This window comes from Phyllobacterium calauticae (assembly GCF_019991125.1).
GTDB classification, from domain to species: domain Bacteria; phylum Pseudomonadota; class Alphaproteobacteria; order Rhizobiales; family Rhizobiaceae; genus Phyllobacterium; species Phyllobacterium calauticae.
In genome coordinates this window covers 265,147-279,920 of the sequence record NZ_JAGENB010000002.1, presented here as the reverse complement: position 1 = coordinate 279,920, position 14,774 = coordinate 265,147, and the positions used below count along the sequence as shown (strand labels likewise).

The following is a 14,774-nucleotide window of genomic DNA, read 5'->3' as shown; positions in this document are numbered from 1 at the left end:
CGATTGCCATAGAACCTAGCACATTCAGGGAGAATGCCGATGTCTGACCAGCACGAACGCCATTTGACAGGGTGCGAAGCAGCGTTCGCACCATCACCGGCTCCTCCATTGTGGCAACGATTGCTTGATCTCAGCGGCTATTCCGCCCTGCGCAGCCTTGGCGGGCGCAAGCCGGAGACGAGGATGCCGCAAGGCTGGGACGGCCTGGAACCATTCGATCTCTTGCGGGGATGGCAGTGCGGCGAGGACTGAGTAGCAAGAAGAAACCAGAATTGTCCGGAAAGGCCACAAGCCAAGCCGCAAAGCCTTATCCCCCAAGCATTCCCGACATTTATACCGGGTAAAATACCGCTATAAAGTATATTCCTAGTTTTATACGCCATTATAAGTTGCAATATACAACCGCACATATCGTGATTCGGTCAGATATATCGGTGATAGGCGATGGTTTTGACGGAATTGCCAAATACCACCAATTATTTCCATTTATTTTACAATGGTTTAATGTTGCAACCTATGAATTGACGTCAGATTTGTGACATAATTGCAACGACGCGAGTCCAACCGTTATACAACTTGGAGTTGGCAGTTGCTGTCCTCGGTAAAACTGCACTAAGCAGTATAGGTCAATCAAGACCTTTTGGGGGACCAATATGACTATCAGAAGTATTCTACTGGGCTCAGCTGCAGCTCTCGTTGCAGTATCCGGCGCTCGCGCTGCTGACGCAGTTGTTGTCGCCGAGCCGGAAGCTGTCGAATATGTTCGCGTTTGCGATGCATACGGCAAAGGCTTCTTCTACATTCCAGGCACCGAGACCTGCCTGAAGATCGGCGGCTATGTCCGTTACGACGCCAAGGGCGGCGATGACGTATACTCCGGCGGTCACGTCAATAATGGTAGCGATCCCAATGGCGATGGCACCTATTTCAAGCGCTCGCGCGCTGTCGTGCGTTTCGATGCCCGTTCGGAAACCGAACTCGGCACGCTGCGTTCGTACATTGAAACACAGTTCAACTACGACAACGGCGTCAACAAGGGCGCGTCGATTCCTCACGCCTATATCGAACTCGGCGGCTTCCGCATCGGTACGACGGATGAAGTCTTCGGTTCGTGGACCGGTTATGCCGGCGACGTGCTGAACGACGACGTGATCAACTACCAGTCCGGTCAGTCCAACCAGGTCAGCTACACTTTCACAGCTGGCAACGGTTTCTCGGCGATCATCGCTGCTGAACAGGGTTCGGGCAGCTATGCCGCCATTGATCCTGTAACGGGCCTTCCGATTACAGGAACCGCCCGGTCCTACCAGATCGACGATTACATGCCGCATGTTCTCGCCGGTGCGAAGTATGAACAGGCTTGGGGCGGTCTTTCGGGCGTGGTCGGTTATGACTCCGTTATCGAAGAATGGGCTGGCAAGCTCCGTTTGGACGTGAAGTTCACCGACACTGTCAAGGCATTCGTCATGGGCGGCTATCAGTCGAACTTTGATGACTCCGGCAGGAACCAGAACTGGTTCGGTACATGGACCGGTGACTGGGCTGTTTGGGGTGGCCTGTCCGCCAAGGTTTCCGACAAGGCAACCGTCAACGCACAGCTCGCTTACGAATCCGAAGGCACATACTCGGGTACTTTGAACCTTGCTTACGAACTGGTTCCTGGCTTCACGATCACTCCGGAAGTCACATACACCAAGTTCGATGGCCTGCGTAAGGCTGCCTCGATCGCCAACGGCGGCAACGACGATGCGTTCGGCGGCATGATCCGCTTCCAGCGCAACTTCTAATCCGCTGCGATTTGGAGAGATCCCCGGGGGCTCGCCCCCGGGTTATACGGCCACGGCCCAAAAAGCATTTATCAATTGTACCTGGCCATGTAGAAGGACTGCATGTCCGGGTCTCGATGATGAGATCTCCAGTCACGTCATTACCTTGGAACGGTGGGCCGCAAGCCCGCCGTTTTTTGGCGTTTGGCGCCCTCCGCAAAACGGCGCACCGGATGAGAACATGTATGCGATGGTATGGGCGCTGAACATGATATCAGCCAGACAATAGACCGGGTTTGCGAGGCTTAGGGGAACACGTAGCAATTGAGATCAGACCGGCCATTCCAACAGATCTGGATGCTCTGGCATCGCTGATTGCCGTCATCTCTTGCGCGCCACGATATAGGGCCGGTTGTCATTGCCCCCGGTTGCGTGGTTTTCGGCGGCGAGAATGTCGAAGCCTGCGGCAGATATGAGCTCACCCAGCTCCGCCGCGCGGAACACGCCCGCATAGGGTGCCAGCCGCAATGCACGCATTGCGGGCAACAAGGCGAGCCGGATGAGCGGGTTCATCTCACCGACGCAGGGTGTCTTGGAAATGAACACGCCCTCCGCTGCAAGCAGGGCATGGATGCGGCGCAGCGTACCGGGCAGGTCGCGGACCAGATGCAGATAGTTGAATCCGAGGATCGCGTCGAATTCCTCCACGCCGGGCGCCAAATCCTCGGCGGTCGCCGTGCGGAAGGCAAGCGCCGGGATGGCGGGGCCAGCGGTCTGTTTCTGCCCGGCAATGGCGATCATGCCCGCGGAAATATCCACGGCAAGATAGCTTTGCACATCGCCCGCCAGCCGCAGCGCCGTTGTTCCCGTTCCGCAGCCGAGTTCGAGCACCCGGTCGTGCCGCGCCAACAGCGCGCGGGTCTGCTCCAGCGTGCGCTCATAGCCGGCCGGGTCAGCAATCGCACCCCTGGCATATTTGCGCGACGTCCGGTCCCAGAAACGGGCATCACTGGCTGTGCTCATGGCGGATTCTTCTGCCTTTCACATGCGGGAACGGGTCGATGGCAGGTTGCATGCAGTCTATTCCGTGTTTGATCCGAACGGAATAGCCAGCGTTTCTCCTGACGGCTTCAGTTCTAACGCACATTTGCCGTTGTTCAAGGCATGCGCCATTGATTGAACAGGGCGGGAATGGCACAAAAAGTTTGCAACAGTGTCGGAATGTGACCATGCCGTTCGTCCTGTGGCTATATCCATGACAGGCGAACAGGGAGATCACGCGATGACTGGGGACAACACGGTAAAAGGGCCCGCTTCCTACTTTCCATCCATCGAAAAGACCTATGGCAAACCCATCGACCACTGGTTGACGGTTTTGGCGGGCGTGCCGGATCAGAAACATATGGCGATGGTCGCCGTCCTGAAAACCCAGCACAATATGGGGCACGGGCACGCCAACGCCCTGGTTGCGCATTTTCGGGCGCAGACCGGAAGCTGATTGCGCCATTGCCTGGCCGGCCTATCGAAGCGCCTCCACCCGAAGGGCAGAGAGGCTCTTGCGATCCGGGCGACGATTGCTGCGCTCTATTTATCCGGGCCCTTGTGCGGCCAGCGCTTATCGTCGCGTTCCAGTTTCTTCACCGTCAAGACCAGACCCGTCGTCAGAACGGCGGCCAGAATGACAATAATCAGAATCCAGCTTTCTTCCAATATTTGTACCATTCCGCCAACGCCTCCTCGTTGCCGGTCAAAGCCCGGCTGCAAACCATGATAACGGCTATGTCGGCCAAAATCATGACTGCAACAAAGAGTGATGGTCCGCCGCCAGGCCAATCGAAGCACAGCGGCATGAATATATTGATTTTGTTGCATGATTTGGAAGAATGGTGGGCCCGGAGGGACTCGAACCCCCAACCAAGCGGTTATGAGCCGCCGGCTCTAACCAATTGAGCTACAGGCCCCACCTGAAAGCGGCAAACCCTATGGCTGCCGCCCGTCTTCCCCGCGATCAATAGCGGGAAAAATCACGAATGCAATGCCCGATTTGATCTCACCGCCCGATAGGGCAATTTCGGGCTGAAAATCCACAACTCCTGTGGATTTTCATGCGCTTGCGCGGGCGCACCGGCACGGCGCGGACGGGTCAGCGCTGTTCCTGCCCGGCCAGCACCAGCAACTGGCGCGCGCTTTCCTCGTCGGTGATGAAAACCGTCGGGCGGATCAGTTTCATCGCGCCAAGCAGGGCGTTGATCTTTTCCTTGCCGCCGGATGTCAAAACGCGCACCGGAACCTTCTGCAGCGTCTCGATGCCCACCGACATGACGAGATCATGAATCGGATGATCGACGAGGCGCCCCTGCTGGTCGTAGAAGTGGAACAGGATATCGCCGACCGCGCCGCGTTCCGCCAGGGATGATTGGTGTTCCTCATTGAGGAAGCCGATGCGGTAGGGCGTGCTCGATGCCGTTTCGATGGCGCCGACGCTGAGCAGCACGAGGTCGAGATCCTCGGCCATCTCGAACACGCTCTTCAGGCCGCAGCGCTCGATCAGCGCCGTTCGGGTCTCGACGCTGTCCACCAGCGCCGGGGCGGGAATGAGATAGCCGTTGCCCTGAAACAGCTGGGCGAACTGCCAGGCGAATTCCGCCGGGTTGAAGCGGCGCGGCTGGCTGATGCCGCCAAGCAGCGAAATCACGGTAAAATCGTCAAGCGCGCGCGCTTCCAGATAGGACAGCGTGCTGAGCAGGGTACGCCCCCAGCCGACGCCGATGCGCATGCCGTTGGCCACCACGCCCGAGAGATAATCGCCGGTGGCGGCACTGATGGCCGGTATCGGATCGTTGTCGGGCTGCGACAACGGGGCGATGATCACCTTCTCCAGCCCGAACTGCTGTTCGACCTGCCGCTCCAGCGCAATCAGGTCCGACAGATAGCCCTGGATGCCGATCTTGACCTCGTTGCGGGCGCGCGCCTCGGCCAGCATGCGCACGATGGTCACGCGGCCGACGCCGAGCACTTCGGCAATCTCGTTCTGGGTCATCTGCTCGATGTAATACATCCAGGCGGCGCGCATACGCATGCGGCTGATTTTCGTATCGGGCTGCCCGATATCCAGGGGGGCCTTTTTCGGAGTGTTCGGCGCGCTAGTCGCCCGCTTGCGTCGATCGGTCACTTTACACCCCCTATTGCTCGTATCCGTTTCCTGCCGGTGCCAGATTTGTGTGCTGACAAAACAACGCCGTGCACAGTACACTCCGGCAGAATATTGTTTAGCAAGTCACCAAAAGCAGATACAAAGCATTATCCACTTTGCAAGTCGAGGTCTGCCACATGATCAGGGATATTTCAAACGAGATTGTCGTCGGCCTCAAGGACCGGTTGCGCGATGTCCGGCACATGATCCGGGCCAGCCGCAGCGACAAGATCAGGACGGCCGCCCCTGAAGGTCCGGAAGCTTTGCTGGGTCATGCCGCCCGCGTCGTCGACAAGGCGCTGACCGTGGCCGAAAAAATCTCGATTTCGCTGGTGTCGCAGGACCCGAAGGCCCATTCGGCCACCATCGAGGCGCGCAGCCTGCATGCCTATTTCCCCGCCGACAGCGCCAGGGGCGAAGCCTTGTTCCGCCGCGATGTCTATTATCTGGCGAAACGTATTTTTACCGTTCTCGGCAGCGAAAACCCGGTGGTTCACGAGGCGACCTTTGCCTCCGTCCACGCGATCATGATTCGCCGGCATGCCGACCGGATCAAGGCGGCAACCCGCACGAACGGCTTGACCGAGATATCGGATGCCTGCGCGGTCCTGACCTTTGAACTGCAGTCCAGCCACCAGGCCCAGCCGCTGCCGCCGCATATGCCGGGTGACAACGGCCCGGACATGGCGACCCGGTTCCTGTGCTTCTCCGCCATTGCGCTTGCCATCGGCCTTGCCAGCTACAGCGACAATGAAGAGCCGGGCGACGAAAAGCTGGTGGAGAGTGCGCTGCTGGCACTCAAAGCCCGCCACACCAGCCTCATCGAGGCCACGCAGGGCAAAAACCGGACGGATGCGCTGTCCGGTCTTTTCGCCTTCCTGATTCCGGTCCTGCCCTAAGCGGTTTTAGCACCGTCCAGAACGCACTTCTTGGCGCGCTGGATCGATGACGGGCTCATGCTCAGCTCGGTCAGGCCCATGGCGATGAAAGCCGGGATCAGGTCCGGGCGCCCGGCGGCTTCACCGCACATCCCGACCATGATGCCCGCATCGACCCCGGCTTTTGCCGTCAGTTCAATGGCGGCCATGACGGCGGGATGGGTCACGTCATTGAGCTTGGCCACCGTCGGGTTGAGCCGGTCGGCGGCCATGATGTACTGCGTCAGGTCGTTGGTGCCGATGGAAAAGAACGCGACTTCCCTGGCCAGTGCCGGGGCAATCAACACGGCGGCCGGTGTCTCGATCATCACACCGAGATCGAAATGCGCAAATGGCGTGCCAGCGGCGGCCAGTTCCCCGGCGCACTCCTCGATCAGCGCCTTCGTTGCCTGCACCTCGCCGACGCCCGAAATCATCGGCAGCATCACCTTGATGTTGCCGTGGACAGCCGCGCGCAGCAGTGCCCGCAGCTGCGGCTTGAAGATATCCGGCCGGTCCAGGCACATGCGGATGCCGCGCCAGCCGAGGAACGGGTTTTCCTCATCGGGAAAGTCGACCCCGGCAATCGGCTTGTCGCCGCCGATGTCGAGCGTCCGCACGATCACCGTATGCGGCGCAAAGGCTTTGGCGAGGCTGGAATAGGTTTCCGCCTGCAGATCTTCCGACGGCAGGTGGATATGGCGCATGAACAGGAGTTCGGTGCGGAACAGGCCGACGCCCATGGCGCCCGCTTCCTTCGCCGCATCGATTTCCTCGAGCGAACCGATATTGGCGGCAATGTCGATGACCGTGCCGTCGGCGCGCCGGGGCGTAACGTCCTTATAGGCGGTCAGCGCGCGCTTTTCCGCATCTGCCTTGGCAATGGCCGCCTGAAAACGATCGGCGACGGCCGTATCCGGATCGGCGAAAACCGCGCCGCTGTCGCCGTCGAGCGCAACGGTCCTGGCATCCTTCAAATCGAGCACGGCGCGGCCAAGGCCAAGCACGGCGGGAATGCCGTGGGCACGGGCGATGATGGCGACATGCGAGGTGGCGCCGCCATGGCCGCAGATCACCCCGGCAATGCGCTTCAAAGGCGCGCGGGCGAGATCCCAGGCACCGATATCCTCGGCAACCAGGATCGAACCCTCGGCGATGGTGTCAAGGTTGACGTCTTCCTGCCCCAGCAGGGCCAGGCATATCTGCCGCCCGACCGCATTCACATCGTCGGCGCGGGCGTTGAGATAGGGATCGTCCATGGTGGCGAAATCGGAGGCGATCTTCGATGTCGCGCCGATCACCGCCGAAACCGCGTCGATACCGCCTTCGACAATGGCAATCGCCCCGCCGGTCAGTTCGTCGTCATTGGCGATATCCTTCAGTGCCGCGACGATACCCCGGTCACTGTCCGCCAATCCGGCTTCCGACAGCGAGGCGTCCATGCGCTTCTGCACGGTGGCGATGGCCTGCTTCAGCCGCAAAACCTCGTCGGCGATGGCGTTGGCCGCCAGCGGGCGGTTCTCATGCTTGATCTCTGCGGGAAAAAACCCGTAGACGGGGCCGACGGCCACGCCTTCGCTTGCAGCGACACCGCGCAGGGCACCATCGGCGGCAGGGCCATGCGCAGGCCTGTTCGCGGCGGGCTTCCCGGCATCCGGCTTCGGCGGCTGGACCGCGCCGTCATCTTCGATCCCCGCATGCGGGTTTTCGAGGTAGCCGATCAGCGCCTCGATGGCTTCGATGGCATCGGCACCGGTTGCGCGGACGGTGATTTCCTCGTTTTCCTTGACGCCAAGCAGCATGAGTTTGACTGAACTCTTGGCGCTGACCGACCTGTCATCCTTGACCAGCTCGATATCCGATTCGAAACTCTTGGCGAGTTTGACAAACCGGGTGGCTGGCCGCGCATGCAATCCGTCATGCACCCGCACAATCGTCGAGCGTTCCATGCTTTACTCTCTTTGGTATTTCGTTCTGTTTCGGCCTGTCAGTCCTGAACCCTATCCGATGGTGATCGTCGCCCCCACCTTGAGGGTTGAAACCAGTTCGTCAGTATCCACTTCCGATGCACAGATTTCACCGGGACGGTCAACATGATCGGACCCGTTGAATGTGATGACAACATGGCCGATGTCCCGGACTTTCTGCCAGGCATAGTCGCCGATGCCGGTTATCTTGGCCGAGAGATCGCCGATGCGGATCACCGAACCGACCGGCGGCGTTGTTGCCGACGGCGTGCCGTCGACCAGATGCAGGATCGAAACCTCGGCGAGTTCCGGCGGCGCGCCATCGGCAAACAGGATGACAACGCCTCCCTCTGCGAGGTCCGCCACCTCGGGACCCACGGCCGTTACCCGTGTTTTCAAAAGAACTGACATGATGGCGAACCTCTTCTTGTTAATCGGGTTTAGAATACGATCAGGCTGACAACCCAGGCGATCAGCACCGAGACGGGACCCATGATCTGGCGGCTGATCAGAACCGCCGGGACACCGATCTCGATCGTCTTGGGCTTGGCTTCACCCAGCGCCAGTCCGACCGGCACGAAATCACAACCAACCTGCGTGTTGTAGGCAAACAATGCAGGCAGGGCCATTGCGGGCGAAATCGTGCCATTGGCGATCTGCGGACCGATGATGGCAACGCCGATGACCTGGGCAATCACCGCGCCCGGTCCCAGGATGGGTGACAGGAACGGCAGGCCGCAAATGGCCGAGATGATCAAAAGGCCGACGATGTTGTTGGCAAGCGGACCCATCGGCTGGGCCAGCACATCGCCGATCCCCGTATAGAGGATGAAGCCGATGAGCATGGTCACAAAGGCCATGAACGGCAGGACGTTGCGGATGACCTGATCGATCGTGCGGCGGCCGGCATTGAAGAAAATGCCGACGACGCGGCCCATGACCCGGCCAACCGAACTGATCAGCCCGATCAGGCCGCCTTCGCCGTTGTCCGATGCCGTATCCGTACGGCTGGACATGGCAGCGGCCATTTCGGCCGGTGTCGGCGTGGCAGCCGCCCCCGCCACCGTGGCTTCCTGCGATCCGTCGGCAAGCTCGATATTGGCTTCCTTGACGCCGGAGACATAGATGTCCTCGGTGATGAACTGCGCCAGTGGGCCGGACTGGCCGACAGGCGTCAGATTGACGGTTGGAATGCGCTTGCGCGGATAGACGCCGCAGCGTGCGGTACCGCCGCAATCGACGACGACAACGCCCATTTCGCCTTCGACCGGCGGCGACTTGAAGCCATCGACGGCTTCACCGCCGGTGAGTTCGGCGATCCGGCGCGCCACGGGATGAATCCCGCCGCCCGTGACGGAAACAACCTTGTTGCGCTGCGGTGTCAGCTGGATGGTCAGCGGGCCGCCCCAACCGTTGGAGCCCTTGGATATTTTGACTGGTTTATAGGTCTTCGACATTGTTTTTCTCCCCACCCCTGACTTAAAGCTCGATGCCCTGGCGCCGCGCCATGATGGCGGTGATGCGCTCGGTCAGCATGCCTTTGAGGAGGATGACCACGAGACCGACAATGGCGTACCAGATCGCCACCCGGATGTGATAACCGGCGGGAACAAGACCCTTCTTTTCCAGTTCAAGCAGGGCCACCAGAATGCCGCCCCAGACGAAATACTCGCCGGGATTGATATGCGGGAACAGGCCGAGCGGCGGATGCACATAGGACACGGCAGCGTCATAGAACGCCGGCTTGTGCTTTTCCTCGAGGAACGAGCCGAACGTATAGGCCATCGGATTGGTCAGGAAGAACACGGAGAGCAATGGCAGCACCGTGTAACGGGTCAGGGCAATACGGCCCGCGCCGCGCGCGATGCCATGGACACGCTCTTCGCCGACCAGTTCGGTCAGCGCGTAGAAGGCGGTCATCAGCACGACGAGTGTCGGGATGATACCGGTGACGAAACCGGCAAAGACTTCGCCGCCCTTCTGGAAAATACCGATAAAATATTTACCGGCGCTGGTGAGCCAGCCGAGCTGCTCTTCCTTCTGCACGTTTTGCAGCTTGTTCTTGAATTCCTCGACGGAAATATCGCCGCTGGATTGCGCCAGCACCACGAGGTCATTGCCCGCGTGGTGGATAGCCTGTTTGCCGTGCAGCGCAGCATCCGAGACCATCGACCCTGCCACCGACAGATGGTGCATGGTGACGTCGGCGTGCTGTGCCAACATTGTTAGAATTGACATGTTCCCTCCTCCTTATCGGCCATTTGCTTGGGTACGGCCACCCCCGGGCTTGCCCCTATGCGTTGACTGTCTTGATTCCTGCCAGGCCCGGCCGCTTCGGCTCGGCACGCGCACGATCGATCTGCTCGATGGCGCGCTCCGCCGCCTTGGCCAGGGCCGGGTCTTCCACGCCGGATAGGAGCGGATCGGCGCGCAGGGCGTTCAGCGTGATTCCCTCGAATTCCGTCCGCCGCGCAAACTTCGCGAAAACCGAACGGCCGCGCATCACCAGGAAGCGCTGCACCACGAGATCCGGCGTCACCACCACGAGAGCGATGACGCCTTTGCCGAAACGTCCGCGCACATTGCCTGCACCGACATATCCGTCGTTGTATTTCGACGTAATTCCCTTCATCACATCGCCATAATGGCGCATCTGGTACCAGACGCCCAGCGACTGCAAAGCCCAGAGAACGCCAAGGGCAAGCAATCCCCATTGCCACATCGCCATGTCTTCAACCTCCCATTGTCCAGTCACAAACATATGCTATGCCGGAACGGAAAAATATAGAACATTTGTTTTTTGCAATGTCAATATGTATGATTTCCTGTATCATTGAAAACTTGGCTTCCTCTGCATTCAAGCGTAAGACATTGATGGAACTGATCAGAGAGATACGGCATGGATTTTCTGTTTCGCGATGAGCTGGTGAATACGCCCGACCTGCGCCACCGCCTGCGGCGGCTGCGCTGGTTCCGCATGGCCTTTCGCAAGAATGTCGCGCTGATTGCCGAGCATTATGGCTATCGCTTTGTCATTGACGAAACGAAGCTGACCGCCGCTTTCCTCAACTGGATCGAAACCGTCGAGCAGCAGAAATCCTTCGCCCGCATTGACCGCAAGGACTTTATCATCTTCGCCGCCGGTCTGGTGCTAAAGGAACTCATCACCGAGGCGCCTGCCATGGTCCAGGGGCATACGCCGCAGACCAATGCCGACGCGACCGAAATGGCCGATATCATCGCCTTCTGGCCGGAAGGGTTTCTCTACACCAACTTCTGCGTCGGCACGATTGCCGCCATCTACGAACAGGAATTCGGCACGGCGCCGCAAATCGCCAGCTGCGCCAACGACCTGCGGACCTGGTGGTCCTACAAGGAAAATGTCACGGAAATGCCGGGCTACGCCGTGGCCTTTCTCGACAAGTTCCTCGGTGCGGAGCCAAACTGGGTCATGCCCAACCTGGCATCCGCCCGCAGCGCCATCCAGCGCGCCCTCGTCGCGTCGAAGGGCGGCAGCCGCCTGACCGCGACTACCCCGCCGACCGGCTGATTTCCCGCAGGATCCGCACGACCTTTTCCCGTTGCTCCAGCTGCGGCATGTGCCCCGTCCCGGCAAAGACATGGACCGCGATCTCGCCGGGCAGACCCGCGGCATGGGCCGCCGGAATGATCCGGTCCGCCGCGCCGACAATCACCCGGACCGGCATGGCCAACCCGGCAAGGTTTCTGCGGATATCGAAGACCTGCGTGCCATCGGCAAAGAAGCGGTCGGCCACCAGCTTTTGCGCCGCGCGCAACCCATCGTCCTGCGACTGGGCAAGCGTTGCCTTGACGAAGGACTTGGTGAGGAGGCTCTCGTCCTGCACCAGCAGTTTCATCCAGGCGACGAGACTGGCTTCCGCCCTTGCGCGGACAAAGCCCTGCAGGAACGCCCCGTTGATCTCAGGACCGAGCCCGGCTGGCGCGATCAGCGTCAGGGCGCGGATATCGAGGTTGCCGCGCGCTGCGACCTTGGCCGCAATCGCCGCGCCGAAGGAATGCGCCGCCACCACGACCGGCCCCGCATGATGGGCGGCAATCGTCCGCTCCACCAGCGCGGCAATGGCATCAATGTCCGCCGGAATGTCGCGCGGTGATTCGCCATGCCCCGGCAGATCAATGGCCAGGATCGGGCTATCCAGCGTTGTCCCGGCCAGCATCGGCCGCCAGCTGTTGAGATCGGAACCGAAGCCGTGGATCAGCACCAGTGGCGCGAGCGTCGCATCGTTGCCCTGCCGCAGCCAGACCGCATGCAGCGGCGCGTCACCGGTCTTGGCCTGCACGGGAACAGTAACAGCCGGTTGAGCCGCCGCCGGCCGCGCCTGCGGAACATTGGCTTCGACGTCCCTGCGCTGAATCCGGCCCTTGGGACCGGAGCCCGCAACGGACGCAAGGTCAATCCCGCTTTCCCTTGCGATCCGCCGCGCCAATGGCGTCGCGCGGACACCATCCGCTGCGACAGGCAGGGCTTCCGCAACCGCGGCAACCGGCGAGGCAATGGCAGCATCCAGCGGCGCGCTGGAGACGGCGATCTCCACGACATCCGGCTGGCTTGCCGGTGCGGCATAGGTTTCGCCTTCCGCATAAATCCACGCGACGCACTGGCCAACGGGTACGACGGCGCCTTCGCCGGCCTTGACGTCACGCAGGATGCCGGAGGCTGGCGCATCCACTTCCATGGCGGCCTTGTCGGTCTCGATTTCGAACAGCAGCTGGCCCTTGGAAACGCTGTCGCCTTCCTTGGCGTACCAGCGCGAGATCTGGCCGGTCTCCATATCCATGTCGACCTTGGGCAGGATGACTTCGGTAGGCATGAGCTATCGCACCCCCTTCACGAGATCGCGGGCGCTGGCGAGAATGCCCGGCACCTGTGGCACGGTGGCCTTTTCCAGCTCCGGATTATAGGGGATCGGTGTTTCCGCCCCGCCCAGCCGCACAATCGGCGCGTCGAGATAATCGAAGGCCTCGCTTTCGGCAATCATGGCGCTGACTTCCGCGCCGACACCGAGGGTTTTCACGCCCTCATAGACGCACATCAGCTTCGACGTCTTCTTGACGCTGGCAATGATCGTGTCCTTGTCCATCGGCCGGACGGTTCTCAGGTCGACGACTTCGACGTTGATCCCTTCCTTTTCCAGCTCCTTGGCCGCTTCCAGCGCCTTGTGCACCATGATGGCCGAAGCAACGATGGTGAGGTCCGTGCCTTCGCGCACGACGGCCGCCTTGCCGATCGGCACGGTGTAATAGCCTTCGGGCACCGGCCCCTTCATCTTGTAGAGCAGCTTGTGCTCGAAGATCATCACCGGGTCCGGATCTTCGATGGCCGCAAGCAGCATGCCCTTGGCATCGTAGGGCGTGGACGGCTGGATGACCTTCAGGCCGGGAACGTGGCCGAGCCAGGCTTCCAGGCTCTGGCTGTGCTGTGCCGCCGCGCCCGTACCGGAACCTGAGGGAAAGCGCATGACCAGCGGCACCGAAACGGCACCGCCCAGCATATAGCGGATCTTGGCCGCCTGGTTGACGATCTGCTCCATGGCCAGCGCCGCAAAGTCGGAGAACTGGAACTCGAAAATCGGCCGCATGCCGGTCAGCGCCGCACCGACGGCAACGCCCGCACCGCCAAGCTCGGAAATCGGCGTGTCCATCACCCGGTCCTCGCCGAAACGGTGCACGAGATCGCCCGTGACCTGGAAGGCGCCGCCATAGACGCCGATATCCTCGCCCATCAGGAACACCCGGTCATCGGCCTCCATGGCAAGCGCCATGGCTTCCTGGATAGCCTGCGAATAGCTCAGCTCGCGGATTGTCTCATTCATCTGGAAAGTCTTTCAGTCCGTATACACGTCGCGCGTGAGATTGTTCAGATCGGGAGATGGGCTGTTCCTGGCAAATTCGATCGCCTCGGCGATCTCTTTCTCCACATCCGCGCGGATGGCTTCGATATCCCCATCGGTGACGAAGCCGAATTCCTTCAGCTGGGTCTCGAACAGGTCGATGGGATCGCGGTTGGCAATCCAGTCTTCGATCTCTTCCTTGGTGCGGTAGCGGTTGCGGTCGCTCTTGGAATGGCCGCGATGGCGATAGGTCTTGCACTCGATCAGCGTCGGGCCCTCGCCGCGCCGCGCCCGCTCGACAGCCTCGTTGGAAGCCTCGGCGACATCCGACAGGTTGTTGCCGTCGACGATCACGCCCGGCATGTTGTAGCCGGCGGCACGATCCGCCACGTTCGGCACCGCCGTCGACCGCTTGGTCGAGGTGGACATGCCGTAGCCATTGTTCTCGCAGACGAAAACCACCGGCAGCTTCCAGATCGCGGCAATATTCAGCGCCTCGTGAAAGGCGCCTTCATTGTTGGCGCCGTCACCGAAATAGGAAATGACGACCTTGCCGTTCTTCTGTTTCTTGGCGGAAAGCGCGGCACCCACGGCAATCGGAATACCACCGCCGACGATGCCGTTCGCACCGAGATTACCCTTGGACACATCGGCGATATGCATGGAGCCGCCGCGGCCCTTGCAATAGCCGGTTTCCTTGCCGAAAAATTCGGCAAACATTTTTGACACTTCCGCGCCCTTGGCGATGCAATGGCCGTGACCGCGATGGGTCGAGGTGATCATGTCATTGTCGTGCAGCGGCATGGATATGCCGACGGCGCTGGCTTCCTGCCCGATGGACAGGTGCATCGTGCCGTGGATGAGCCCGCGCGTGTAGGATTCTTCCGCGCCCTCTTCGAAGCGGCGGATGAGATACATCTTGCGCAGGGCTTCCTTCAACTGCTCCGGAGAATAGTGCCGGAACGCGAAAGGAAGATTGCTGCCATCGTCCTTGAATTTGGCGTTTGTGGCGGGAGCCATGCTTGGCACTCCTTAGCTGTTTGCCCTGAATTCTGGTT

16 protein-coding genes and 1 tRNA gene are annotated in these 14,774 nt (G+C 60.5%); 5 read left to right on the top strand and 12 right to left on the bottom strand.

Features of this window, described 5'->3' with window-relative positions:
* Positions 1 to 39 precede the first annotated feature (39 nt).
* Both J1W56_RS07320 and J1W56_RS07315 read left to right on the top strand, forming a co-directional pair.
* Entirely contained in the window at positions 40 to 252 is a 213-nt protein-coding gene (locus J1W56_RS07320) for a hypothetical protein (protein WP_223612659.1), read from the top strand.
* A gap of 401 nt (positions 253 to 653) precedes the next feature.
* Positions 654 to 1,787 (top strand): porin, encoded by a 1,134-nt coding sequence (locus tag J1W56_RS07315; protein WP_223612658.1) that lies wholly within the window; start codon positions 654 to 656, stop codon positions 1,785 to 1,787.
* Between the two features lie 360 nt (positions 1,788 to 2,147).
* Here the strand turns inward: J1W56_RS07315 and J1W56_RS07310 are convergent, their stop codons facing one another.
* Positions 2,148 to 2,789, bottom strand: a complete 642-nt coding sequence (locus tag J1W56_RS07310) for a class I SAM-dependent methyltransferase (RefSeq protein ID WP_223612657.1) — start codon at positions 2,787 to 2,789, stop codon at positions 2,148 to 2,150.
* A gap of 259 nt (positions 2,790 to 3,048) precedes the next feature.
* On the opposite strand from J1W56_RS07310, the gene J1W56_RS07305 reads away from it, so the two are divergent.
* Entirely contained in the window at positions 3,049 to 3,264 is a 216-nt protein-coding gene (locus tag J1W56_RS07305; RefSeq protein WP_223612656.1) for a DUF4287 domain-containing protein, read from the top strand.
* A gap of 86 nt (positions 3,265 to 3,350) precedes the next feature.
* Here the strand turns inward: J1W56_RS07305 and J1W56_RS07300 are convergent, their stop codons facing one another.
* The 3 genes from J1W56_RS07300 to J1W56_RS07290 form a co-directional block, all read right to left on the bottom strand.
* Positions 3,351 to 3,488, bottom strand: coding sequence for a hypothetical protein (locus J1W56_RS07300; RefSeq protein WP_223612655.1), 138 nt, complete (start codon positions 3,486 to 3,488; stop codon positions 3,351 to 3,353).
* A gap of 162 nt (positions 3,489 to 3,650) precedes the next feature.
* Positions 3,651 to 3,727: transfer RNA gene (locus J1W56_RS07295), tRNA-Ile, on the bottom strand.
* A 182-nt stretch (positions 3,728 to 3,909) separates the two neighbouring features.
* The gene (locus tag J1W56_RS07290; RefSeq protein ID WP_374042773.1) at positions 3,910 to 4,938 is read right to left on the bottom strand and encodes a sugar-binding transcriptional regulator; all 1,029 of its coding nucleotides are present in this window, start codon (positions 4,936 to 4,938) and stop codon (positions 3,910 to 3,912) included.
* A 158-nt stretch (positions 4,939 to 5,096) separates the two neighbouring features.
* Here J1W56_RS07290 and J1W56_RS07285 point away from each other — a divergent pair, with 158 nt between their 5' ends.
* The gene (locus J1W56_RS07285) at positions 5,097 to 5,858 is read left to right on the top strand and encodes a hypothetical protein (RefSeq protein WP_223612654.1); all 762 of its coding nucleotides are present in this window, start codon (positions 5,097 to 5,099) and stop codon (positions 5,856 to 5,858) included.
* Here the strand turns inward: J1W56_RS07285 and ptsP are convergent.
* From ptsP to J1W56_RS07260, 5 genes are read right to left on the bottom strand one after another with little or no spacing between them, the layout of a single operon-like run.
* Positions 5,855 to 7,825, bottom strand: coding sequence for a phosphoenolpyruvate--protein phosphotransferase (ptsP, locus tag J1W56_RS07280; RefSeq protein ID WP_223612653.1), 1,971 nt, complete (start codon positions 7,823 to 7,825; stop codon positions 5,855 to 5,857). The genes J1W56_RS07285 and ptsP overlap by 4 nt on opposite strands.
* Positions 7,826 to 7,876: 51 nt before the next feature.
* Complete coding sequence (locus tag J1W56_RS07275) at positions 7,877 to 8,254, bottom strand: PTS glucitol/sorbitol transporter subunit IIA (protein ID WP_223612652.1); 378 nt, start codon at positions 8,252 to 8,254, stop codon at positions 7,877 to 7,879.
* Between the two features lie 29 nt (positions 8,255 to 8,283).
* Complete coding sequence (gene srlE, locus J1W56_RS07270; protein ID WP_223612651.1) at positions 8,284 to 9,300, bottom strand: PTS glucitol/sorbitol transporter subunit IIB; 1,017 nt, start codon at positions 9,298 to 9,300, stop codon at positions 8,284 to 8,286.
* Between the two features lie 22 nt (positions 9,301 to 9,322).
* On the bottom strand, positions 9,323 to 10,081 hold the full coding sequence (gene srlA / locus J1W56_RS07265) for a PTS glucitol/sorbitol transporter subunit IIC (RefSeq protein WP_223612650.1): 759 nt from the start codon (positions 10,079 to 10,081) through the stop codon (positions 9,323 to 9,325).
* Between the two features lie 55 nt (positions 10,082 to 10,136).
* Entirely contained in the window at positions 10,137 to 10,571 is a 435-nt protein-coding gene (locus J1W56_RS07260; RefSeq protein WP_223612649.1) for a transcriptional regulator GutM, read from the bottom strand.
* Between the two features lie 171 nt (positions 10,572 to 10,742).
* On the opposite strand from J1W56_RS07260, the gene J1W56_RS07255 reads away from it, so the two are divergent.
* Positions 10,743 to 11,393 carry a hypothetical protein gene (locus tag J1W56_RS07255; protein ID WP_223612648.1) on the top strand — a complete coding sequence of 217 codons (651 nt, stop codon included), beginning with the start codon at positions 10,743 to 10,745 and terminating at the stop codon, positions 11,391 to 11,393.
* On the opposite strand, the gene J1W56_RS07250 is transcribed toward J1W56_RS07255, so the two are convergent.
* Genes J1W56_RS07250 through pdhA form a run of 3 tightly spaced genes read right to left on the bottom strand, consistent with a single transcriptional unit; the run spans position 11,374 to position 14,736 of the window.
* Positions 11,374 to 12,696 (bottom strand): acetoin dehydrogenase dihydrolipoyllysine-residue acetyltransferase subunit, encoded by a 1,323-nt coding sequence (locus tag J1W56_RS07250; protein WP_223612647.1) that lies wholly within the window; start codon positions 12,694 to 12,696, stop codon positions 11,374 to 11,376. The genes J1W56_RS07255 and J1W56_RS07250 overlap by 20 nt on opposite strands.
* A 3-nt stretch (positions 12,697 to 12,699) precedes the next feature.
* On the bottom strand, positions 12,700 to 13,698 hold the full coding sequence (locus J1W56_RS07245) for an alpha-ketoacid dehydrogenase subunit beta (protein ID WP_223612646.1): 999 nt from the start codon (positions 13,696 to 13,698) through the stop codon (positions 12,700 to 12,702).
* A gap of 12 nt (positions 13,699 to 13,710) precedes the next feature.
* Positions 13,711 to 14,736 carry a pyruvate dehydrogenase (acetyl-transferring) E1 component subunit alpha gene (gene pdhA, locus J1W56_RS07240; protein ID WP_223612645.1) on the bottom strand — a complete coding sequence of 342 codons (1,026 nt, stop codon included), beginning with the start codon at positions 14,734 to 14,736 and terminating at the stop codon, positions 13,711 to 13,713.
* Between the last annotated feature and the right edge of the window lie 38 nt (positions 14,737 to 14,774).